We start from the raw sequence: 21,590 nt of genomic DNA on the forward strand, positions 1-21,590 counted from the left end.
GATTTAAAAGGCCAAACGCAAGACGGCAATCAAGACTACTCCAAAGAGAACTGTTCCGACTAGATTGCGGTAGCGAAAGGCTACCCAAGCTGTTGGAAAGACGGCTAAGAAGTCCAGCCATTTGATTTGAGGAAGACTACCGACCTTACCTGTCACTACGCTTGATAGAATCAAGGCAAAGATAATAGAGACGGGCAAGAACTTCAAAAAACGCTCAACAATCGCAGGCAAACCCTTATACTTGACCAAGATGAAGGGAATCATACGGGGAATCCAGGTCACAAGACCAGAGAAAATAACTGCTAATAAAAGATACTTACTGACCATCTAAAACCACCCCCATGCTACAACCTAGCAAGGTCGCAAACAGAACAGCTAGTGACTGAGACACCACTGTCAAGAGTAAAAAGAAGGATACCGCAACAACTGCTAAGATGCTGAGCAGATTGCGGACAGGAATCCGTCTTTGCATAATCTGGAATTGCGAAGCAAAAATTCCGATAAACATCCCAACTAGGGCAAAATCCAAGCCAAAGATTTCTGGATTTGGTAGCAGGCCACCCAGAGCCGTTCCGACTACTGTTCCCACAAACCAAGCCACATAGCTGTTGAGATTATTTCCGTGCATCCACATAGGATTGACCTTGTCTGTATGGGCCAATTCTCCCATCAAAACACCATAAGTCTCATCCGTCAAGATACTAGACATACCGATATTGTGCCAGAGACTGGTATGACGGAAATARGTTGACGCATGCAAGCTCAGCAAAAAGAGACGTAAATTAATCAAAAAGACCGTCATAGCAATAGCTGCCACAGGTGCTTGAACCGCAATCAAGGCCAGCATAGCAAACTGGGCGCTCCCAGCATAAACAAAGAGGCTCATCAAGCCCATCTCAACAGGTGTCACATAAGGAGCGCCGATAATCCCACAGGCAAGGCCAATACTGATATAACCAAGGGCCGTTGGCATGGCTGCCTGCGCCCCCTCCCAAAATCCTTTTTCTTTCATCTTTTTCCTCATCTTGTCTTAATAATACTCAATGAAAATCAAAGAGCAAACTAGAAAGCTAGCCGCAGGTTGCTCAAAACATTGTTTTGAGGTTGCAGATAGAAGCTAACGCCGTTTGAAAAGATTTTCGAAGAGTATAAGTGGGCTGAAAAGGCTCCAGCCACAGCATGGACTATTATAACACATTCAGGAAAGAGAAAAAAGTCTGCTGATTTTGACCATCATAAAAAGACTGGCAATCCAGTCTCAAACATATATTATACAAATTCTTCGCTAAATACTTTCACGAATATTCAAGAGCATGAAAAAGGCAACTAGAAGAAATAGCAATAAAACAAAGCTAACTGCCAGATTTCCAAAGCTAGTAGCAATGGTTACCAAAGCTATTGTAAATAAGCTAGGTAAAACAACCGTAATAGCACCGATAGAGGATTGAACTGCTCCCATTGACTCCTCAGGTATTTGTTTAAAAATGAGTTCCTGTAATCGAGGAGAGAGAATACCTGCGAAAAAGGCATCCAAGGCACTAAAGATGAGAATCCAGTCAAAACGAACTGTGGCAAATCCTACTAGAAGAAGCAACTGGATAACAAGTGATGCATAGAGAGCTGTTTTTATAGAAATCATATTTTTCAGATAGCCACTCACAAGACTCCCGACAATAAGGGCTGCTAATTCAAGAGTGGATAGCAAGGCAAGAGATTGACCAGTTTGCAAATTCAAAAAGGGGTGATTCCTCAAAAATAGAGTAGAAACAGGAACTGTAATATTTATCACTGCTTGACTAATAGAGATAATAAACAAAACCAAGAGCACCTGATTCATATTCCATATCAATTTCGATGATTGGAGCAGATGCTGGCAAAAGGATTTTACAGAGAGTCCTTCTTGATAGCTAATCGTTTTTTCTACTTTCAAGAGATCATTTTTTATGAAGAGGATACCTAAAAATGCGATTAAAAAGGTAAGAGCGTTCAGCAAGGAAATAAACTGGATGGATAGAATACCTAATAAGACTCCTCCTAAAATATTACTGATTGTTTTCACCAAACTAACAGTTGACTGTTTAAATCCAATAGCTTCTGCCAGATGATCTTGCCCAATAATTCTAATGAAAATCGGAGTGAGCATGGCGCCTGAAAAATAACTCAATGTGTCAGACAAGAGGTTAATCAGACAAATAAAGGTTACTAGCAACAAGGAAAAAGACTGCCCTGAAAGCGATAGGGACACTATAGAGTAAAGCAAAAATTTTGTAAAACTAATGACTGTGTATTTCAAGACACGATGATGTTGAAAATCCGCCAAAACTCCCAGAAAGAGTTGTAGAACTTGGGGAAGGGTTTCTGAAATCGTGATAAGTAAAATCGCCAAAGGGGCAAAAGAGGCATCTGCCACATAATTCAGGAAGGCCAGATAAAAAATCGTATCCCCAAGCGTTGAAATCCACTGGTTGATAGTTAATTGCCTAAAATCTCTATTTTGAAGAAATACTTTCATTACAACTCCTTTTTAAATTCAAATGGGAATCTTTCCCCAAGGATAGACCGCGATACTACTAACAACCAAAATTACAGTAACATCAAAAGCTGACCAATGCCATTGTAGACTATATGCAGCCCAATAGGCCAATAAATGGACTTTGTCATTCTAAATAAGACTGCAAATATAAGACCTCCACCCATATAGAAGACAAAGTCTGTCAAGACCCAACCGTGATTACTAATGTGCGAGACCCCAAATAAAACAGCGGAACCCAGTACATCTAGCCCCCATTTCTTTCCTTTTTCCAGAGCAGTCATCACTAATCCACGATAAATCATGTCTTCAAAAATGGGACCTGCAATCACAGGATAAAAAAAATACATCAAAAATGCCGTAGCTCCTGTAAAAGTAGGAGCAGCATGTTGATAAGAAATTTCATTTCGAGTAGGTGGGAAAAGAAAAAAGGTGACGAAATTCCAAACAATAAAAGCAAGCAGAGCTAGGAAGGAATAGAAAAGATAGTATCTTTTAAACTTTCTACTGTTGATTTGTTGCCATTTCCCCGACCAAATCATAACAATCAGAGCAAATAAAACCACAAGAAAATTCAACATCATATCCGACAGATAATAAGTAAAGTCAGATAGACCAAGAGCAAAGTCGCTATGTAAAAGCAAACGAATGAAGAACTGGTCAGCAATGACAAGCAGAACAACTACAATAAAATAGTATTTAGAAATTATCTTTTTCATATTTCATCTTTCTAATATCCAAACACCAATAAAGTAACAATGAGTAAGAAACTATTCCATGAAGCATGCAGAGCTATAGCCCAATAGATGGAGCGAGTGTAACGAAACATCATACAAAAGATCAAGCCCATTCCAAAATACTTTATGAAATCTGTCGTTATCCAACCATACTGCAAAACATGCATAGCGCCAAATATGGCAGCGGAAACAAGAACATCAAGATAGTATCTTTTAACTTTAGATAAACTTGTCATCAAAAAACCACGACAAACAACTTCTTCTGATACAGGTGCGATAATACTAGTATAAAGTATTCGCGTAACAAAATAGCTAGTTCCTGTTAAACTGGTGGCTACCTCCACGACTGCACTTCCATTCTGAGTACGAGGAAAGATATAGGTTGTTAGATTTGCCCACACGAACAATAAGAAAAAAGAAAGAAGGAAAACACCCAGGTAAGACCAACGAAACTGGAAACGACCACACTCCTTCCAATGTTCACTTTTGACAAAAGCAATTGTAGCTATAGTTCCCAGAATAAGTACCAATAAAACTTGGAACACATAATACATATTATCAGACAAAGCAACCATAAAATCTAAGTCTGATGTGACATTAAAAATGAGGTAATAAGTCAAAATCAACAATCCAGTTGCTAGGTGAAATTTCACTTCTTTCATTTTCTTCATCCTATTATCTCCTACAAGAGCCTATCTTCTACGGCGGCCAAACAATCCATCTGCTAAATCTATAGTCCAATCAAAAGCACCACGATTAGGACTCATCCCTTGATTTCCCCAACCAGGGTAAATTCCTGGAACTCCCCAACCAGATATACCACTTCTTCCGCCACCTCCCATGGAATTTACGAGGTCTCCTCCTCTAACATCTTGCAACTCATCTTCTGTCAATTCCATTGTTTCTGCAAATTGTAAATTTAACATCTTTTATACTCCTTCAATTGTTTTCTTCTTGTAAACCACTTCTGCGACCTAGGATTTGCTTCAAATGTTTTACAAGGTCAGTATAACACAGAAATTGCCTTATTTTAGAAAATCGCATATTTGATATTTTTTCTTATAGAAATTTCAGATTTGCGATTTTGGTGGATTTGATTATTTCCCTGGTATAATAAAGTTATTACTAATGAGGAGGGAAGTCATATGAAGAAACAAGTTTTAAGATTATTGGCAATCATTGCTGATATTATTATCTTTTTCCCATTTCTAACTAATTGATAAGCTCTTTGTATTGTTGCAAACGCAATTCAAAAAGGGCTGTCAATTGTGGATTTTCTAATACTTGCAGAGATTGGATAAAGTTTTCAATCTCTTTTTGATTGCTTCCTTTGGTTTGAAGAAAAATACTCATTTTCTTTAAAAATTGCCACAATACTTTTTCAAAAACATCGTACGGGCGGATCATACTCTCCAACTCGGCTTCAAAGATTGGGATGTAGGAGAAAAGTTTTCGCTCCATGAGCTCTGATAAGATATTTAAGAGTCCTTGCTTCATATACAATCGATTGTGTACTAACTCTTTAAATTCCTTGGATTTTTCGAGTAAGGAGGTTGATAAAAATATCAGATCTTGATTGCTCAAGAAGGGCATAGTATTGCAAAAAAGATAGAGTTCAAACCAGGTCCAAGACTCGATAGCGTAGAGATAGGTGGTCAGAAATTCGCTATCCTCCTCTGCTAGTGGGTAGCTTTTATCTAGTGAATGGATAGCATCTTTAATCACAATAGAGTTCAAACGACGATAGGTCTGCGCCATCTGTTCTTGCTCGACTTCCTCCAACAGTTGCTCTAAACCAACTATATCCTGATGAGCAAAGCGATCCACAACCCTCCTACCAATCTGCATATGTGGAGATTCTTGATAGTTGTTGAGCTTGTGCCCAAATTCATCAAAGGTCACATTTATACCTTGGATAGCTAGGATTAGCTTGTCCGCAGATAGCATAGACTGCCCTAGTTCAAACTTGGACAACTGAGAAGCTGTTAGTCCCTCACAGGCCACATCTGACTGCTTGAGTTTTCTCGCCAAGCGCAATTCCTTGTAAAATTCCCCCAATTCCATTCTCTCAATCATCTGACCACCTCCTAGCTTTTGCATATTATATCATTATTTTTATGGTTTTGTCAAAATATTCTGACATTTAAGAGAGCAAAAAAGCCAGCCTTAAGCTGACTCCTTATTCCATCGTATCAAAAGCGAGACTTGGTTTGGCATTGAGGTCCAAGCCTGCGAAGTTTTCTTTGTTCCACTCGCTGACGCTGGCATAGGCAATCATTCCTGCATTGTCTCCGCAGAGGCGCAGGGGTGGAATGATGACCTTGACATCTGTGATTTCGGCTGCTAGGCGTTCTCTGAGGCCTTTATTGGCTGCCACACCACCTGCCACGACAAGGGTTTTAACAGGATATTTCTCCAAAGCCTTCTTGGTTTTTACCATGAGAACATCCAAAACAGCTGCTTGGAAGGAAGCACACAAATCCTCTGTGGACAAGCTTTCTCCCTTTTGCTCGGCATTGTGGTGAAGATTGATAAAGGCCGATTTCAAACCTGAGAATGAAAACTCCAGATTATCTTCCTTAATCATGGCTCGAGGAAAATCATAAATATCCTGTCCCTGATGAGCCAGCTCATCAATCTCACGACCTGCAGGATAGGTTAAGCCCATGACACGGCCGACCTTATCATAAGCCTCACCAACCGCGTCATCTCGCGTTTCCCCAACAATCCTGTAATCTCCAGCCTCCGAAACATAAACTAACTCTGTGTGTCCACCGCTAACCAAGAGGGCTAGCAAGGGAAACTCCAAAGGCTCTACACTTTGGGCTGCCATGAGGTGGCCAGCCATGTGATTCACAGGAATCAGTGGAAGTCCGTGAGCCCAAGCAAAGGCCTTGGCAGCTGACAAACCAACTAGCAAGGCTCCGACCAAGCCTGGTCCGTAGGTAACTGCAACAGCTGTCACGTCCTCTTCGGTAATTCCTGCTTCTGCTAGCGCCTCCTCGATACAGGCTGTAATGACCTCGACATGGTGACGACTAGCTACTTCTGGCACCACGCCACCAAAACGTTTGTGACTCTCAATTTGACTAGCAATGACATTGGACAAGAGCTCATCGTCGTTTTTCAAGACGGCGACACTGGTCTCATCACAGGATGTCTCAAATGCTAAAATATATCTATCCTTCATCTATTTCTCTCTTCATGATAATGGCGTCCTCGACTGGGTCATGGTAGTAGGCCTTTCGCTCAGCGATAACTGCCATCTTTTCTTTCTTGTAAAATGCTTGCGCTCGTTGATTTGACTTTCTGACTTCGAGGAAAATCTCCTTATCTACCGGCAATTGAGCAAACAAGGCTGACGCAATTCCCTGACCCTGATAAGCTCCTTTGACAGCGATTTGCAGGACTTCTGCTTCAAAAAGATTCTCCTGCACAGCTAGAAATCCAATCACTTCTGCCCCATCATAAGCCAATGCATACCAAGTCTGGTCTTGGGACAGATCTGCTTGGATTTGCTCCAGCGTCCAAGGACTGACTAGATAAACAGCTGCCATAACAGCGTAGATGGCTTGAGCTAGGTCAGGCTGTTGTTGAATTTGCTTAATTTCTATCATAGGCGTTTAATGTAAGACTCGCCAGACTCGGTGTGGTTCTTGAGCCAGTTTTCCTCAGCCTCAACACGTTTGAGGTAGTTCGGCACAAAATCATGCAAGGAATCTGCTTCCTTGTCCCAAGCTAAAAGAGCGAGATTAGCTGCATTTGGCAAGGTTTCTTTATAATTAGTCCTTGGCAAGTGTTCTTGAATCTGGTCCACAAAGGGGCCGACTTCTCCGACAAAGGTTACCTGACTAGCACCCTTGACTTTTTCTAGCACCTCTTCAAAAGATAGGTGCGCTTCTGGCATGACAGGTTTAGCATTTTCATAAAATCCTGCATAAACATTGTTGCGACGCGCATCCATCAAAGGAACGAACAAGCCTTCTTGTTGGCGTGGAACCAGAGCTAAGAGGCTAGACATGCCAACTAACTCAATGTTCAGGGTATGAGCCAAAGTCTTGGCAGTTGCCACCGCAATTCGCAAGCCTGTATAGCTACCTGGCCCTTCCGCCACCACGATTCGGTCCAAGTCCTTGGGTGTCCAATCCAAACTTGCCATCAAAAAATCGATGGCAGGCATGAGGGTAATACTGTGATTTTTCTTGATATTAATCGTCGTCTCAGCAAGAACCTGCTTGTCCTCTAAAATAGCGAGAGAAAGAGCCTTGCTGGACGTATCAAAAGCTAATACTTTCATAACACATTCCTATCTTTTGGTCTGCTTACTATTATACTACAAAAGCTGGCACATGGGAATTTTCTTTATCCTTAAACAAAAATGTCTATACTTAAACAAAAAATAATTCGCAAATAAAATTCAAAAAAATGCTCACTTTTCCTTTTCTTTTCCGAATATAAAAGTGAACAAGAAAATTGAAAGGATCTTCGTAAAAAGTTTGGATAAGTCATGCTAAATAAAAGACATATTTTTAGAAGGATGAATTTTATTTTTTTCATCTCTTACAGTTTGCTCAGTATTCTCAATGATTTAAACATTACTACTATCCCTTTACCAATTGATTTATCTGTTTGTATTGTTTTATTTTTATGCTTCAACTCTATTTTTGAACAGAAGAATGATTACCATAAAACTAATAAGCTCTGAAAATACCATTATCATGTCATTTCTAAAAAATACAAAAACCGCCTCATCTGGATAGATGGGGTGGACTTTTCGTGTCGTAAATCTATTGTCTGCTTATCTCCAAACAAAAATGCCCAGCATGAGCAGGGCATCTAAGCATTTAATCCAAAGTAAAATACAAACCAAACGACATAGGTCACGAGGAGGAGAAAAAGCGAGTAGAGAGTCACAAAGGTCATTTTCCACAAGAACTTGGTTTGTCGTCGTTCCAGTTTGGCAAATAGAAGATTCCCTCCATAAACGCAAGCAACAAAAACAATAAAAGCTACCAAGCGAGCTCCAATAGCAAAAGCAAATAAGTTATACATAGGGCAACCTCCTTAGTTTAAAATTATCTTAATAAGTAAAGTGAAATATTGCATAAGTATCCATTTTTAATATCGCAAATATATTTTTTAAAGACATAAACACATCTACAAGCGCCTATAAACAGAAACCTTAAAAGATAAGTTAAAACTTATAAAATAAGATTCTGTTCATAGACACCAATACTCATATCAACACTTTTACGTAACAACTCATATTTTACAAAAACTTGGTCTTATACGAATCTAGAAAATAGAGCCACAGCTGCTCTTGCATATGCTCCTTTAGTTGTATTCCAAGCATTATTTGCTACAATAGGAGATAATCTTGCTAGGAATGCGACATTGCAACTTCTATTATCTGCTAAAAATCCCTTAAAACACTTATCATGATAGAAACAAGCCATATCTAAATCATCAATAGCTGGAATAGAATATCCATTATTTCCATAACCACAATAATTACCATAAGAGCCTATAGGAAAAAGAGAGCGATCCATTCTAGCCAAAGCAGTTGACTCTCCGTTAGTCTCTATATCCGTTACGATTTCGTTTAAAACACGCCCTACCTCCAAAGCTTCATTATCTAAACCAAGCTCCTCTGCTTTATCTAATCTAACTACAGGGAAACCATGTTCATTCAATTCGGTAACTTTATCCAATTCAGATAACCAAGAATATTCTACTCTGTGATTAGACTCTAGTGCTGAAGCAGAACTATAAATAGCAAATAAAGTTGTGGTGAAAAAAGCCAAAACAATCAAAATAAAACTAAACTTATGTTTCATCGCAGAATCCTTTCTCTATTGAGCTCATACTATCAAATACATCAATAGTATCTATAAAGTTAAACATAATAGCAGTAGCACTAGCACTAAACAATATAGTTTCCGAATTATTTCCTTTCCAGCTTAGACTATTTCTTTCTATTATTATTATAGCACATACTTTTGGGGATTGCAAGCGCTTACCAAAGTAATCGTCCCTTGACTTTCTCGTTTCCGTCTTTTACTAATCTTTCATTTTGTGGTATAATTGAAATAATTGTAACGAATCAAGGTCAATCTAGACACAAAATGGAATGAAATCAAGCAAATCTCTGCTAAAAGTTTGGAATAAGCTGACCTGTAAATAGAAAGGAACTATATGATTTACAAAGTTTTTTATCAAGAAACAAAAGAACGTAGCCCACGTCGTGAAACAACACGCGCACTTTACTTAGAAATCGATGCCAACTCAGAACTTGAGGGTCGTATCGCTGCTCGCCAACTTGTCGAAGAAAATCGCCCAGAGTACAATATCGAGTATATCGAACTCTTGTCTGACAAATTGCTAGATTACGAAAAAGAAACTGGCGCCTTCGAAATTACGGAGTTCTAATATGACCTATACTCTTAAACCTGAAGAAGTTGGCGTTTTTGCCATCGGTGGTCTGGGAGAAATCGGGAAAAACACTTACGGAATTGAATACCAAGATGAGATTATCATCGTCGATGCTGGGATTAAATTCCCAGAAGATGACTTGCTTGGTATCGACTATGTCATTCCTGATTACTCTTACATCGTGGACAATATCGACCGCGTCAAGGCTGTCTTAATCACACACGGACACGAGGACCACATCGGTGGGATTCCGTTCCTGCTCAAGCAAGCAAATGTCCCGATCTACGCTGGACCGCTTGCCCTGGCTTTGATTCGTGGAAAACTCGAAGAACACGGCCTCTTGCGCAACGCCAAACTTTACGAAATCAACCACAACACTGAGTTGACCTTTAAAAATCTCAAGGCAACTTTCTTTAGAACGACTCACTCTATTCCAGAGCCTTTGGGGATTGTCATCCATACTCCTCAAGGAAAAATCGTTTGTACGGGTGACTTCAAGTTCGACTTCACTCCAGTTGGTGAACCAGCAGACTTGCACCGTATGGCAGCCCTAGGCGAAGAAGGCGTGCTCTGTCTCCTGTCTGACTCAACAAATGCAGAAGTGCCAACCTTTACCAACTCTGAAAAGGTTGTTGGCCAGTCTATCATGAAGATTATTCAAGGTATCGAGGGACGCATCATCTTTGCATCCTTTGCCTCAAATATCTTCCGTCTCCAACAAGCAACAGAAGCTGCTGTTAAGACTGGGCGCAAAATTGCGGTCTTTGGACGCTCTATGGAAAAGGCCATTGTCAACGGAATCGATCTTGGCTACATCAAAGCGCCTAAGGGAACCTTTATCGAGCCAAATGAAATCAAAGACTACCCTGCGGGTGAGATTCTCATCCTCTGTACAGGTAGTCAGGGCGAGCCCATGGCTGCCCTCTCTCGTATCGCCAACGGAACCCACCGTCAGGTGCAACTCCAACCAGGCGATACCGTTATCTTCTCTTCAAGTCCAATCCCTGGAAATACGACTAGCGTCAACAAGCTGATCAACATCATTTCTGAAGCCGGTGTCGAAGTTATCCACGGTAAGGTTAACAATATCCATACATCTGGACACGGTGGCCAGCAAGAGCAAAAACTCATGCTCCGCTTGATTAAGCCAAAATACTTCATGCCTGTCCACGGTGAATACCGTATGCAAAAAGTCCACGCTGGACTAGCTGTGGATACTGGTGTGGAGAAGGACAATATCTTTATCATGAGCAATGGTGATGTGCTTGCCCTCACTGCAGATTCTGCTCGTATCGCAGGTCATTTCAACGCCCAAGACATCTATGTCGATGGAAATCGTATCGGTGAAATCGGTGCTGCTGTACTTAAAGACCGTAGAGATCTATCCGAAGACGGCGTCGTTCTGGCAGTCGCAACTGTTGACTTCAAGTCTCAGATGATTCTGTCTGGCCCAGATATCCTCAGCCGAGGTTTTGTCTACATGAGAGAGTCTGGAGATTTGATTCGTCAAAGCCAGCGCATCCTCTTCAATGCCATTCGTATCGCACTGAAAAATAAGGACGCTAGTGTGCATTCTGTCAATGGTGCCATCGTCAATGCTATTCGCCCCTTCCTCTATGAAAATACAGAACGTGAACCGATTATCATCCCTATGATCCTCACACCAGATGAAGAATAATACTCTTCGAAAATCTCTTCAAACCACGTCAGCTTCGCCTTGCCGTATATATGTTACTGACTTCGTCAGTTCTATCTACAACCTCAAAGCAGTGCTTTGAGCAACCTACGGCTAACTTCCTAGTTTGCTCTTTGATTTTCATTGAGTACAAGTCAACAAAACAGCCCCGTTTTCGGAGCTGTTTTTCTCTATGCTTTCTTTTGAGATTAAAACTCAATAAAAATCGAAATCAGACTAGAAGGCTAGGCGAAAGCATAACTTGAGTTAGCTCCCATAGTTCGGGGAACTATGGGAGGCTGGAGATGAATCAAAGCCAAGCTTTGAACTCATTCGTAAGAAGCCGACGACGTATCATTTTGATTTTTGAAGAGTTTTAGAAATACTACGATTTTTACCTTCCAAATACACCATCAAAATAGAAATATCTGCTGGGTTTACTCCCGAAATACGGCTGGCTTGGCCGATGGTTTCTGGATTGATAAGTTTGAACTTCTGACGGGCTTCGGTCGCGATAGAATCAATGTCATCCCAGTCGATATTGGCTGGAATGCGTTTTTCTTCCATGCGTTTCATCTTGGCAACCTGATCCATGGCTTTGGAAATATAGCCTTCGTACTTGATTTCTGTTTCAATCAATTCGATAATCTTGTCATCCAATTCCTCTGCTGCTGGTCCGATGAAGGCCACCACATCTTGGTAAGAAACTTCTGGACGGCGAAGGAATTCCTTGGCTGTCACTGCATCGGTCAAGGGCTTGAAGCCCATCTCCTCAACCTTGGCATTGGTTTCCTTGACTGGCTTGAGTTTGATGCTGTCTAGGCGTTTCATCTCATTTTCAAATTGATTTTTCTTGATTTCAAAACGAGCCCAACGTTCATCATCCACAAGCCCAATCTCACGTCCCATCTCCGTCAAACGCATATCAGCATTGTCATGACGAAGAATGAGACGGTATTCGGCACGACTAGTCAAAAGGCGATAAGGCTCAATGGTTCCTTTGGTCACCAAGTCATCAATCATGACCCCGATATAACCGTCACTGCGCTTCAAAATCAATTCAGGCTTGCCTTGGATTTTCAGAGCCGCATTGATACCCGCGATAATCCCTTGCCCAGCAGCCTCTTCGTAACCTGACGTTCCATTTGTTTGACCAGCAGTGAAAAGACCTGAGATTTTCTTGGTTTCCAAAGTCGCACGCAACTGATGAGGCAAGACCATGTCATACTCAATGGCATAACCTGTTCGCATCATTTCAGCATTTTCCAACCCTTTGATGGAATGAACCAAGTCACGTTGCACATCTTCAGGCAGACTGGTTGAAAGACCTTGCACATAGACTTCCTCTGTATTGCGCCCCTCTGGCTCAAGGAAGAGTTGGTGGCGTTCCTTGTCTGCAAAGCGCACAATCTTGTCCTCAATCGATGGACAGTAACGAGGCCCCACTCCCTTGACCACACCTGTAAACATAGGCGCACGGTGGAGGTTATTTTGGATAATTTCATGACTAGTACCATTGGTATAGGTCAACCAGCATGGCACCTGATCCTTGACATAATCCTCATCACGTGAAGTATAAGAGAAGTGATTAGGCGCTTCGTCTCCTGGCTGAATCTCTGTCACATCGTAGTTGATAGAAGAAGCTTTGACACGTGGAGGGGTTCCCGTCTTGAAACGACCGATTTCGAGGCCCAATTCCTTAAGATTATCAGCTAGGTTAATCGAAGCTAGGCTGTGGTTAGGACCTGACGAATACTTAAGATCTCCGATGATAATTTCCCCACGGAGGGCTGTCCCTGTGGTCACGATAACAGCCTTGGCAGCATACTCTTGATGGGTCGCTGTACGAACACCGACAACCTTGCCATCTTCAACCAAAATCTCATCAATCATGGTTTGACGAAGGGTCAGATTGTCTTGATTTTCAACTGTCTTTCGCATCTCCTTAGAGTAAAGCTCCTTGTCAGCCTGCGCACGAAGGGCACGAACAGCTGGACCCTTACCTGTGTTGAGCATCTTCATCTGGATGTAAGTCTTGTCAATGGTTTTGGCCATCTCGCCACCGAGGGCATCAACTTCACGCACAACAATCCCTTTGGCAGAACCACCGATAGAGGGGTTACAAGGCATGAAAGCCAGCATTTCAATGTTGATAGTCGCAAGTAAGACCTTACAACCCATACGGCTAGCGGCTAGGGATGCTTCTACCCCAGCGTGTCCAGCACCAATTACAATAATATCGTATTCTTCAGTAAAATGATAAGTCATATTTCTCTCCTATTCTTCAAGATGAATGTGTCTTAGTTGGCCGTCCCAATCTGGTAGGGCTGTTTTTAAAAAGGCTGGAACTAGTTGAATATTCTGGAGCTGATCCAAGTCAATCCACTCACAATGCTGCCTTTTTTCGTCTTCCTGCATGGTCAATGGGGCATCCTCAAGCAAGTCCACCAGATAATGAAACTCGATATTGTGATAGGAAACACCGTCCTGTTCAAAACGATTTTCAACCACAAAAGCTAGCTGCAAAGCCTCAGCTTTGACACCCAGTTCTTCCCTCACTTCACGGACTACCGCGTCTTCCGTGCTTTCATTGACTTGAATCGCACCGCCAATAGTGTAATACTTACCCTTATCTTTGGTAACTAGAAGCTTGCGATTTTGGACAATCAAGGCTGTCGCCCGAACACCAAAAACCGTATTTCCCACTTTTGTCCGAAAGTCTTGCTGAGTCATTTTTGTCCTTTCCTCTAAACGACACAAAAACAGTCAAAACTCCAAAGAAGTGCAGGACAAAAAAGCCTGCAACATCCATGAGCTTTGACCATCATTTCTATTGCTTTTATTATTGTAGCAAATTGAGAAAATTTGTCAATCTAAATGTACTGACAAACTTGTCCATCGCGGTAAGCATTGTCAATCAAACCGCCACCTAGACACTCTTCGCCATCATAAAAGACAACTGCCTGTCCTGGTGTGATCGCGCGTTGCGGTTCTGCAAAGATAACCTCTGCCTTGTCTCCTTTGACATGGACGGTCACCTTAGAATCAGGCTGACGATAGCGGAATTTAGCCGTGCATTCTAGCGTAAATTCCTCGGGCATGTCACGAGTAAAGTGGACTTGGCTAGCCTCTAGGCTGGTTGACATGAGCGAATCATGGTAGAAACCTTGGCCGACATAGAGGATATTCTTGCTGAGGTCTTTTCCGACAACGAACCAAGGAGCATTATCTCCACCGTGTTGTCCACCGATACCGAGTCCACCACGCTGACCAATCGTATAGTACATAAGGCCTGCATGCTCGCCCATATCGCGACCATCTACAGTCATCATGCGACCAGGCTGAGCTGGCAGATAGTTGCTGAGGAAATTTTTAAAGTTCTTTTCTCCGATAAAACAAATCCCTGTCGAGTCTTTCTTCTTAGCAGTCGCAAGGCCTGCTTCTTCTGCTAGTTTTCGAACTTCAGGCTTTTCCAAATGTCCCAAAGGGAACATGGTTTTTTGAAGTTGTTCTTGTGAAAGTTGGCTAAGGAAATAGGTCTGATCCTTGCCATTGTCCACGCCACGAAGCATGTGAACTGTCCCATCCTCATCACGCGCTACTCGGGCATAGTGCCCAGTCGCTACATAGTCTGCCCCCAAGGTCATGGCATAGTCCAAAAAGGCCTTGAACTTGATTTCCTTGTTACACATAACATCTGGATTTGGCGTGCGCCCTGCACGGTATTCCGCTAGGAAATACTCGAAAACGCGGTCCCAGTACTCTTTTTCAAAGTTGACAGAGTAGTAGGGAATGCCAATCTGGTCTGCTACCGCAGCCACATCCTTATAATCTTCGGTCGCCGTACAGACGCCGTTTTCATCTGTGTCATCCCAGTTCTTCATGAAGATACCGATCACATCGTAGCCCTGCTCCTTGAGCAAAAGAGCCGTCACCGACGAATCAACACCACCACTCATCCCCACAACAACACGTGTTTTAGAGTTATCACTCATGGTAAGTCTCCCATCTATTCGTTTATTCACGATTGAAGGTCGTGTGTGCCTCACGATTGAAGGTCGCTTGAGCAGTTTTCATTATAACATGCTTGGTTAGAGAAGACAAGGAAAGGAGCCAATCTTGACTCCTTTGTTGAAAAAATTGTTTTAACCTTGTCCTTTCTTTTCTAAACCGAAAATGAAACGGTAATCGATAAAGATGCCCATGGTTGAATAGGCACATAAAAACATCCTACACTTACTTTGCATTATTCCGTGATTGAATGTATTTAACAACAATATAGATAAGAAAGGCAAGCATGACTGCCAGATAGCTCACTATAAGGAAAACATGCTTAAAAGTACTAGTATCAAATAAACTCACGATAGCTAATAATAGATTTATAATAGATTTATAATAAATACTATAACCGCAAATAGTTGTACTTTTTTATCTTTCATAACTAGCTCCAACCTAAATTAGACTTCCTTCCTTTATCTTATTTTAAATATTTAAAACCAGTTACTGCTTGAAGCTTAACAGTTTACTTAATTCAAATAACAGCTAATCACTGATTCCCTGATTTTATCAAATATACTAATAACAACAATTGTGATACGATCATCATTATAAGAACAACATTTAACGAATCAAAGTTTTTCCGAGATAATAATAAAGCAACAGCAAGCAGTATTATTACTAAAGATTGAATAACTACTATTACTCTTAACATTTTATCCTCTACCAGTAACCAAAGCATAGTATCTATTTTCAAAACCGAGCATAACTATTGCACCTATTGCTCCAAATGCAACCAGCATTGCTCCCCTAATACCCCACTTATTTTTTTGATAATCAGAGTTTTTATATCCTGAATAGTAGACTCTTTCTCCTAACACATATCCTGTGCTATACGATGCGCCACCAATTGTGATAGCCAAGGCAACAATGGCCGAAATTGACATTGGTTCTCCGCCATCAAGATACATCATCTCTTCTTGTTCAAGATCAACATAATTATTTGGCAATACGAGTTCCATTTATTTTCTCCTTTTTTATTAAGCATAGTTAGGATAGTTTCCTAACAGGTAATCGTCGACTTTGTTTATAGCACTTAGTTACCTAGATAAGATATCCTTTAGCTTGCTTCCAAAATTTAAGTCCGCACCTATAATATAAATGTGCATTACTACTGCTAAATCCTATCTATAGTAATATCAAACACCTAAATAAAGTCATCTCTCCAATGCATTCAAGAAATGAAGAAAGGCAAAAAATCTTTAAATAAGAAAAATGCATATTATCAGGTGTTCAAAAATCTTGATAATATGCGTTATATAATAGAAAAATTTACTCAATTTCATTTTCAAATTGAGTTTTTTCCCAGCCTCATTTTTAATTTATATCTTCAATAGAATCTAATGACCGAGCTACTGTATTACACAGATTAATATTATTTAGTCTGTAATTTTTTTAAAAAACTTAATAGTAAATTTGCTCCACTGATTGCTATCAATATTTCAATTGGTAAAAAATAGTAATTCCAAATAAAATGAGAAATAAGAAATGATAGAAAAATAACAATATCAATTTTCCTGTTGTTGACATACTCTGTAATTTTATGGTACAGGAATGCAACAATAACTGAAATTAAAATAATCAACATAAGATTATTAACCTATTCTCAATTGATTATCACGTCGCCCATCCCAGCCATCAATAATATTGGTAAAAATCCAATCAGCTCCAGCACCAATTCCACCAGATGCAATACTTCTAATAACAGTATTTGCAAAAGCATTTCCAATATGAATTCCTAATACTCCTAAACCTTTAACAATCCCAGCTACCAGTGCGGAGCGTAACCCATAAGATGCAAGAACTAGTTGAAGTCCTCCACCTCCTGCTGCTGCTAATGCTGTATATGCTGCACCAGTAATGGCTCCTGTAATTGCCCACTTGGGTATATATATAGCCCCCCCATCAAGATACATCATCTCCTCTTGCTCAAGAGCAACATAATTATTTGGTAATACGAGTTCCATTTATTTTCTCCTTTTTTATTAAGCATGGTTAGGATAGCTTCCTAACAAGTGATCGTCAACTTTGTTTATAGCACTTAGTTACCTAGATAAGATATCTTTCCTTTATCTTACTTTATTTTATAGGTAACTTAATGTTTAAAACCAATTATTGCTTGAAACTTAACATTTCCAAAATCCAATCAAGATAGGTTTCTTTATCATAGACAATCCGCACTTCAACTGGCATATCCTTTTGGAGGACGACTGTCTCACTTCCATGTTTTAGAGTTAAGGTTTCTAATTCTATCATGACTTTATAAAGGCTAATATTCCCCTCTTTCGTTTCTTGGGAAATTGTTCCTGAATCAATCTGTCTGACTTGTCCCTTTAGTGTTCCATATTTTTGACTATTTACACCAGTAATAGCAACATCAACTTTTGCTCCTTTTGAAACACGAGAAATATCACTCGCAAGTACAAAAGCCTCCACATAGTAACCTTTTTCTTTCCCTGAAACTTCTGCTATCGTTTGCCCCTGCTGAATAGACATTCCTTGTTTCAAAGGTACCAGATAATGCAGAGTACCTTCATTTGGCGCTAATATACTATGAGCTTTATCTTGACCTGTTGCCACTCCAAGATTAGCCTCAAGCTCTGTAATACTTTTATTGTTGTTTGAACGAGCAGTACCTAACTCACTAATTAATTGAGCATAAATATTATAAGCCTGAGAAGTTGGATTATTATAGGTACGGTTCATATCCTTAATATTGCTTTGTTGACTATCAATCTCGCTATTTTTAGATGTAATATTTGTTTTTAATGCTTCGATTTTTGTTGTTATTTCTGATATCTTAGTTTCTAACTTAGCTTTGTTATCAGCTGATGTCGTATCTGATAGAGGAGGTGAGTCTCCTTGCTGTTGAAGTTGAAGCAATTCATTTTGTAGAGTTTGCAAGTCGGCATCTAACTGATTTCTTTCAGCTGTTATTTTATTCAACTTCGTATATTCATCCTGAATCTTTGAATACTGGGTACCATTATTATAATTTTCCGAATTTAACTGAGATAGGTAGTATTCAACTTTCCCATAATATTCCTGTTCTTCACCAGAATTAGACATATGGTTGTATTTCTCATTTAATGATTGTTCAAATTTTTGAAAGATAGCTTCTTTTGCGCGTAACTTCTCCAATTGTTTATTTAAAGAGCTCGCTTGTAAACCTTCTTGTCCACTTGATAACGAAATAATGACATCTCCAGCATTTACCATATCTCCTTCTGACTTATGTAAAGTAACTACCTTCCCTGAACTAATTGCTGATAGGAACTCTGTACCTGTTATAACTGAATTCCCATTCGCTTTTACAATATAGTTTTTGGGTATATAAGCTGCGCCAATCAATGCACCGCTTAAGACAATAGCAGTTGAAATAATGAGAATAAACGCAAAAGCTGGTGGTCTCTTATCAAAGAAAATACGAGAATAACGCAATTCTGATTTATTATATAATTTCATAGGCTTACAATAGGTCTAAAAATATCTACTACCATTTTTTCAGGAGAAGAATTAACATAAACTGTATAGACAATCCCGTCCGTTTGAATATCATTTTCATAGACATATAGGTCCAATTTAGAATACGCATACTGCAGATACTCAGGGCTATCTTCAAAACGAACATATAAACAATATGGAACAGAGATGGAATCTTGTACATCATAAATGTTACTGTACTGTTGAGCATTATAGGCTTGAATATAAAACTCAAAATCAGTCGTTATTAATCCATCATCATGAATAGTAGTACCACAACTTTTTACAATTAATGGACCAAAAATTTGTGCTTTTAACAACTGCAAATGTTGATAAAACTTTTCAATCTCTTGATTTATATTTTCTACTTTTATATCATACAACTTTTTACAGATAACTGACTTTAGTACTAGTTTTTTATTATCTTGAATCTCTAGTTTAGCCATAAGTAACCTCCTCTGCATCTAACATAACCGACGGTTCTACTTGTTGCTTCATATAAAAACTCTGTAACTCGACCATTCTAGCATATTTTCCATTTTTAGCCATTAATTCCTCATGAGTCCCATATTCTACAATGGAACCATTCTCCAAAAAACATATCTTATCACATCGAAGAATTGTAGACAGCCTGTGGGCTACTACAATTGTTGTCTTATCTATTATTTTATTAAAGATTAAATCCTGAATAATCTGTTCACTAAATGAATCTAAGTTAGAGGTTGCCTCATCAAATATATACAAGTCAGCTTTACTCAGCAGTGCTCTTGCAATAGCCAATCGTTGTTTCTCTCCACCCGAGAAATTTTGACCGCCTTCTTCTACGAAGGAACCATAACGATTTTGAAGACGTTGAATCGTATCATGAATACCAACAATACGACAAACTCTCACCATATCCTCATATGTGACAGAAGGATTACCAATTTTTAGATTATCAATAATTGTCCCTGTAAAGAGTTCTATGGTCTGTGGAATGTAGGAAATTTTCTTACGTAGTTTACCATAGTCAAGATCTGATAAGTCATTTTCTCCTATACAAATTTTCCCCTCACTCGGATTTATAAATCTTAATAACAAACGAACTAGCGTACTTTTTCCTGCTCCGCTTTCTCCAACAAAAGCTATTTTTTCTCCTTGTTTAATTCGCAAATTAAAGTCCTTGATAACAGGAGGGCGTGAACCATAGGCAAATGTTACATCTTTAAATTCAATGTCATCACATAAGGTGAAGTCTCTAATACTATAATCCAAGGAGCAATCTTCACGATTTACTTCCATCAATTCTTGAAGTCGACTAACCGCAACCTGTACCTCTTGAAAGGTTAACTGCAAGCCAACTAGATTCTGAATAGGTTCTGTAAAATATTGACTTAATGTCTGAAAAACCAAGAGGTCCCCAATAGTCATTTTTCCATCAATGATAAATAAGGCGCCCACTCCCATAAATAATAACCCACCCATGGTTGAGGTCATTGAGGATATTGTAGACTGAATATTCTGCAAAACACCTTCTTTATAACCAATTTCTAAAGTATGAACAAATTTTTCTTCAATTTTGTTTAAACGTTGTTCCTCGTCATGTTGAGACTTAATGGTATCAATGTTACGAATGGATTCAATTAACTGTGAATTAAGAAGTCCATTTGCTTCCATTTGTTCATGATTAATTTTTTTATAAGGCTTTTTAAAACAGTATATAAGAATGATGTTAACAATAACCATAAAAACTAATATCAGAAATAAAGATTGATTAATAGTCCAAAGGACAACCGCACTAATAACTGACAAGGTGATATCCATGACTAATGAAATAGAGACTGACGTAAACACATTCTTTATCGTCATCGCATCTTGAAATCTTGTTAAAACATCACCAACTCTACGACTTCCAAAAAAACTATAAGGAAGATGAATAATATGGTCATAATATCCCATTAAAACTGGTATATCAATTTTTCGAGATAGAAACAAAAGAACGTGCTGACGAAATGCAGATAGAAGAGTCTGTAAGAACGACACTATTCCAAATACTATCAAGAACATATACAGACTATTTTTTAAAGCATATGGAATCACCTCGTCCATGATAACTTTTGAAAAGAGACTCGATAAAATACCAATGATACTTAAAACAAAGGAAGCTAATATAACTGTACTAATCAAGCCTTTTTGATTAAAAATTAACCTTCCAAATAAATCAAGAAGTCCTTTTCCCTTTAGTTTCCCTCTTTCAAAATCCGAATTTGGAACCATAAAAAGAGTAATACCTTGATAAATTTCTCCCAATTCGTCACTTGACATCTTGCGTATGCCACTAGCAGGGTCTGCTACGTAGAATTTACTATTCCTTTTGATACTATGTAGTACCACAAAATGATTTTGACCTAAATCATTCTTAACTTGAAGAATCGCAGGAAATGTTAATTTTGGAGTCAAATCTTCCAGTGCTACTCGAACAGCTTTTACTGTAAAATTCAACTTATTCAGACCTGAAACAATACCACTGACAGTCGTTCCATACATGTCTGTACCAATAATTTCCCGAATCTTCATGATTGATAGTTCCTTTTTGTAAGATAAAAGAACTGTTGAAACAACTGCCGCAGCACAATCTGACTGATCATGTTGCATCGTACAAGGATATTTTTTTAACATAGAAATACTCAATTCTTTA

General features: G+C 39.4%; 23 protein-coding genes. 2 read left to right on the forward strand and 21 right to left on the reverse strand.

Annotation, left to right across the window (positions count from 1 at the left end; genetic code table 11):
- Window positions 1–3 precede the first annotated feature (3 nt).
- The 12 genes from D2908_RS02140 to D2908_RS10080 form a co-directional block, all read right to left on the reverse strand.
- On the reverse strand, window positions 4–327 hold the full coding sequence (locus D2908_RS02140; RefSeq protein ID WP_049495458.1) for an AzlD domain-containing protein: 324 nt from the start codon (window positions 325–327) through the stop codon (window positions 4–6).
- A complete protein-coding gene (locus tag D2908_RS02145; RefSeq protein ID WP_117304490.1) occupies window positions 317–1,012 on the reverse strand; it encodes an AzlC family ABC transporter permease in 696 nt (231 codons plus the stop codon). The genes D2908_RS02140 and D2908_RS02145 overlap by 11 nt, the downstream gene beginning before the upstream one ends.
- A 273-nt stretch (window positions 1,013–1,285) precedes the next feature.
- Window positions 1,286–2,512 carry an MFS transporter gene (locus D2908_RS02150; RefSeq protein WP_117304492.1) on the reverse strand — a complete coding sequence of 409 codons (1,227 nt, stop codon included), beginning with the start codon at window positions 2,510–2,512 and terminating at the stop codon, window positions 1,286–1,288.
- A gap of 71 nt (window positions 2,513–2,583) precedes the next feature.
- On the reverse strand, window positions 2,584–3,249 hold the full coding sequence (locus D2908_RS02155; RefSeq protein WP_117304494.1) for a CPBP family intramembrane glutamic endopeptidase: 666 nt from the start codon (window positions 3,247–3,249) through the stop codon (window positions 2,584–2,586).
- An 11-nt stretch (window positions 3,250–3,260) separates the two neighbouring features.
- Window positions 3,261–3,938, reverse strand: a complete 678-nt coding sequence (locus tag D2908_RS02160; protein WP_117304496.1) for a type II CAAX endopeptidase family protein — start codon at window positions 3,936–3,938, stop codon at window positions 3,261–3,263.
- Between the two features lie 21 nt (window positions 3,939–3,959).
- Window positions 3,960–4,193 carry a hypothetical protein gene (locus D2908_RS02165; protein ID WP_117304498.1) on the reverse strand — a complete coding sequence of 78 codons (234 nt, stop codon included), beginning with the start codon at window positions 4,191–4,193 and terminating at the stop codon, window positions 3,960–3,962.
- A 286-nt stretch (window positions 4,194–4,479) separates the two neighbouring features.
- Window positions 4,480–5,343 (reverse strand): XRE/MutR family transcriptional regulator, encoded by an 864-nt coding sequence (locus D2908_RS02170; protein WP_117304500.1) that lies wholly within the window; start codon window positions 5,341–5,343, stop codon window positions 4,480–4,482.
- Between the two features lie 103 nt (window positions 5,344–5,446).
- A complete protein-coding gene (gene tsaD / locus D2908_RS02175) occupies window positions 5,447–6,457 on the reverse strand; it encodes a tRNA (adenosine(37)-N6)-threonylcarbamoyltransferase complex transferase subunit TsaD (protein ID WP_117304503.1) in 1,011 nt (336 codons plus the stop codon).
- Complete coding sequence (rimI, locus tag D2908_RS02180; RefSeq protein ID WP_117304505.1) at window positions 6,447–6,884, reverse strand: ribosomal protein S18-alanine N-acetyltransferase; 438 nt, start codon at window positions 6,882–6,884, stop codon at window positions 6,447–6,449. Before rimI ends, tsaD begins: the two co-directional genes overlap by 11 nt.
- A complete protein-coding gene (gene tsaB, locus D2908_RS02185; RefSeq protein WP_117304507.1) occupies window positions 6,881–7,564 on the reverse strand; it encodes a tRNA (adenosine(37)-N6)-threonylcarbamoyltransferase complex dimerization subunit type 1 TsaB in 684 nt (227 codons plus the stop codon). The genes rimI and tsaB overlap by 4 nt, the downstream gene beginning before the upstream one ends.
- 539 nt (window positions 7,565–8,103) lie before the next feature.
- On the reverse strand, window positions 8,104–8,319 hold the full coding sequence (locus D2908_RS02200) for a hypothetical protein (protein ID WP_049495446.1): 216 nt from the start codon (window positions 8,317–8,319) through the stop codon (window positions 8,104–8,106).
- A 233-nt stretch (window positions 8,320–8,552) separates the two neighbouring features.
- The gene (locus D2908_RS10080) at window positions 8,553–9,104 is read right to left on the reverse strand and encodes a phospholipase (protein ID WP_240628266.1); all 552 of its coding nucleotides are present in this window, start codon (window positions 9,102–9,104) and stop codon (window positions 8,553–8,555) included.
- 358 nt (window positions 9,105–9,462) lie between these two features.
- Here D2908_RS10080 and D2908_RS02210 point away from each other — a divergent pair, with 358 nt between their 5' ends.
- Both D2908_RS02210 and D2908_RS02215 read left to right on the forward strand, forming a co-directional pair.
- A complete protein-coding gene (locus tag D2908_RS02210) occupies window positions 9,463–9,696 on the forward strand; it encodes a DNA-dependent RNA polymerase subunit epsilon (RefSeq protein WP_117304511.1) in 234 nt (77 codons plus the stop codon).
- Between the two features lies 1 nt (window position 9,697).
- Window positions 9,698–11,377, forward strand: coding sequence for a ribonuclease J (locus D2908_RS02215; RefSeq protein WP_117304513.1), 1,680 nt, complete (start codon window positions 9,698–9,700; stop codon window positions 11,375–11,377).
- Window positions 11,378–11,728: 351 nt separating this feature from the next.
- Here the strand turns inward: D2908_RS02215 and mnmG are convergent, their stop codons facing one another.
- The 9 genes from mnmG to D2908_RS02270 form a co-directional block, all read right to left on the reverse strand.
- The gene (gene mnmG / locus D2908_RS02220) at window positions 11,729–13,642 is read right to left on the reverse strand and encodes a tRNA uridine-5-carboxymethylaminomethyl(34) synthesis enzyme MnmG (RefSeq protein WP_117304515.1); all 1,914 of its coding nucleotides are present in this window, start codon (window positions 13,640–13,642) and stop codon (window positions 11,729–11,731) included.
- 9 nt (window positions 13,643–13,651) lie between these two features.
- Window positions 13,652–14,107: an NUDIX hydrolase gene (locus D2908_RS02225; protein ID WP_165847416.1), complete on the reverse strand. Its 456-nt coding sequence runs from the start codon at window positions 14,105–14,107 to the stop codon at window positions 13,652–13,654.
- A 140-nt stretch (window positions 14,108–14,247) separates the two neighbouring features.
- Window positions 14,248–15,369: a tRNA 2-thiouridine(34) synthase MnmA gene (mnmA, locus tag D2908_RS02230; RefSeq protein WP_049543159.1), complete on the reverse strand. Its 1,122-nt coding sequence runs from the start codon at window positions 15,367–15,369 to the stop codon at window positions 14,248–14,250.
- Between the two features lie 717 nt (window positions 15,370–16,086).
- A complete protein-coding gene (locus D2908_RS02245) occupies window positions 16,087–16,392 on the reverse strand; it encodes an SPAR17_0115 family bacteriocin-like peptide (RefSeq protein WP_000424423.1) in 306 nt (101 codons plus the stop codon).
- 413 nt (window positions 16,393–16,805) lie between these two features.
- Window positions 16,806–17,018 carry a hypothetical protein gene (locus D2908_RS02250; protein WP_117304521.1) on the reverse strand — a complete coding sequence of 71 codons (213 nt, stop codon included), beginning with the start codon at window positions 17,016–17,018 and terminating at the stop codon, window positions 16,806–16,808.
- Between the two features lie 7 nt (window positions 17,019–17,025).
- Window positions 17,026–17,397: an SPH_0218 family bacteriocin-like peptide gene (locus D2908_RS02255; RefSeq protein ID WP_117304523.1), complete on the reverse strand. Its 372-nt coding sequence runs from the start codon at window positions 17,395–17,397 to the stop codon at window positions 17,026–17,028.
- Between the two features lie 145 nt (window positions 17,398–17,542).
- Window positions 17,543–18,895 (reverse strand): HlyD family efflux transporter periplasmic adaptor subunit, encoded by a 1,353-nt coding sequence (locus D2908_RS02260; protein WP_117304525.1) that lies wholly within the window; start codon window positions 18,893–18,895, stop codon window positions 17,543–17,545.
- Window positions 18,892–19,359, reverse strand: a complete 468-nt coding sequence (locus D2908_RS02265) for an AraC family transcriptional regulator (RefSeq protein WP_117304527.1) — start codon at window positions 19,357–19,359, stop codon at window positions 18,892–18,894. Before D2908_RS02265 ends, D2908_RS02260 begins: the two co-directional genes overlap by 4 nt.
- Window positions 19,352–21,571 (reverse strand): peptidase domain-containing ABC transporter, encoded by a 2,220-nt coding sequence (locus D2908_RS02270; RefSeq protein WP_117304529.1) that lies wholly within the window; start codon window positions 21,569–21,571, stop codon window positions 19,352–19,354. Before D2908_RS02270 ends, D2908_RS02265 begins: the two co-directional genes overlap by 8 nt.
- Between the last annotated feature and the right edge of the window lie 19 nt (window positions 21,572–21,590).

It is taken from the genome of Streptococcus sp. LQJ-218 (assembly GCF_003428885.1).
GTDB lineage: Bacteria > Bacillota > Bacilli > Lactobacillales > Streptococcaceae > Streptococcus.

Bases quoted from the DNA above. Each gene is read 5' to 3' on its own strand.
- D2908_RS02215 (WP_117304513.1), top strand. From the start codon at position 9,698: ATGACCTATACTCTTAAACCTGAAGAAGTTGGCGTTTTTGCCATCGGT.
- D2908_RS02210 (WP_117304511.1), top strand. From the start codon at position 9,463: ATGATTTACAAAGTTTTTTATCAAGAAACAAAAGAACGTAGCCCACGT.
- D2908_RS02245 (WP_000424423.1), bottom strand. From the start codon at position 16,392: ATGGAACTCGTATTGCCAAATAATTATGTTGATCTTGAACAAGAAGAG.
- D2908_RS02140 (WP_049495458.1), bottom strand. From the start codon at position 327: ATGGTCAGTAAGTATCTTTTATTAGCAGTTATTTTCTCTGGTCTTGTG.
- D2908_RS02155 (WP_117304494.1), bottom strand. From the start codon at position 3,249: ATGAAAAAGATAATTTCTAAATACTATTTTATTGTAGTTGTTCTGCTT.
- D2908_RS02260 (WP_117304525.1), bottom strand. From the start codon at position 18,895: ATGAAATTATATAATAAATCAGAATTGCGTTATTCTCGTATTTTCTTT.
- mnmG (WP_117304515.1), bottom strand. From the start codon at position 13,642: ATGACTTATCATTTTACTGAAGAATACGATATTATTGTAATTGGTGCT.
- D2908_RS10080 (WP_240628266.1), bottom strand. From the start codon at position 9,104: ATGAAACATAAGTTTAGTTTTATTTTGATTGTTTTGGCTTTTTTCACC.
- D2908_RS02225 (WP_165847416.1), bottom strand. From the start codon at position 14,107: ATGACTCAGCAAGACTTTCGGACAAAAGTGGGAAATACGGTTTTTGGT.
- tsaD (WP_117304503.1), bottom strand. From the start codon at position 6,457: ATGAAGGATAGATATATTTTAGCATTTGAGACATCCTGTGATGAGACC.
- D2908_RS02165 (WP_117304498.1), bottom strand. From the start codon at position 4,193: ATGTTAAATTTACAATTTGCAGAAACAATGGAATTGACAGAAGATGAG.
- tsaB (WP_117304507.1), bottom strand. From the start codon at position 7,564: ATGAAAGTATTAGCTTTTGATACGTCCAGCAAGGCTCTTTCTCTCGCT.
- D2908_RS02250 (WP_117304521.1), bottom strand. From the start codon at position 17,018: ATGTTGATTATTTTAATTTCAGTTATTGTTGCATTCCTGTACCATAAA.
- D2908_RS02170 (WP_117304500.1), bottom strand. From the start codon at position 5,343: ATGATTGAGAGAATGGAATTGGGGGAATTTTACAAGGAATTGCGCTTG.
- D2908_RS02265 (WP_117304527.1), bottom strand. From the start codon at position 19,359: ATGGCTAAACTAGAGATTCAAGATAATAAAAAACTAGTACTAAAGTCA.
- D2908_RS02255 (WP_117304523.1), bottom strand. From the start codon at position 17,397: ATGGAACTCGTATTACCAAATAATTATGTTGCTCTTGAGCAAGAGGAG.
- D2908_RS02150 (WP_117304492.1), bottom strand. From the start codon at position 2,512: ATGAAAGTATTTCTTCAAAATAGAGATTTTAGGCAATTAACTATCAAC.
- D2908_RS02200 (WP_049495446.1), bottom strand. From the start codon at position 8,319: ATGTATAACTTATTTGCTTTTGCTATTGGAGCTCGCTTGGTAGCTTTT.
- mnmA (WP_049543159.1), bottom strand. From the start codon at position 15,369: ATGAGTGATAACTCTAAAACACGTGTTGTTGTGGGGATGAGTGGTGGT.
- D2908_RS02160 (WP_117304496.1), bottom strand. From the start codon at position 3,938: ATGAAGAAAATGAAAGAAGTGAAATTTCACCTAGCAACTGGATTGTTG.
- D2908_RS02270 (WP_117304529.1), bottom strand. From the start codon at position 21,571: ATGTTAAAAAAATATCCTTGTACGATGCAACATGATCAGTCAGATTGT.
- rimI (WP_117304505.1), bottom strand. From the start codon at position 6,884: ATGATAGAAATTAAGCAAATTCAACAACAGCCTGACCTAGCTCAAGCC.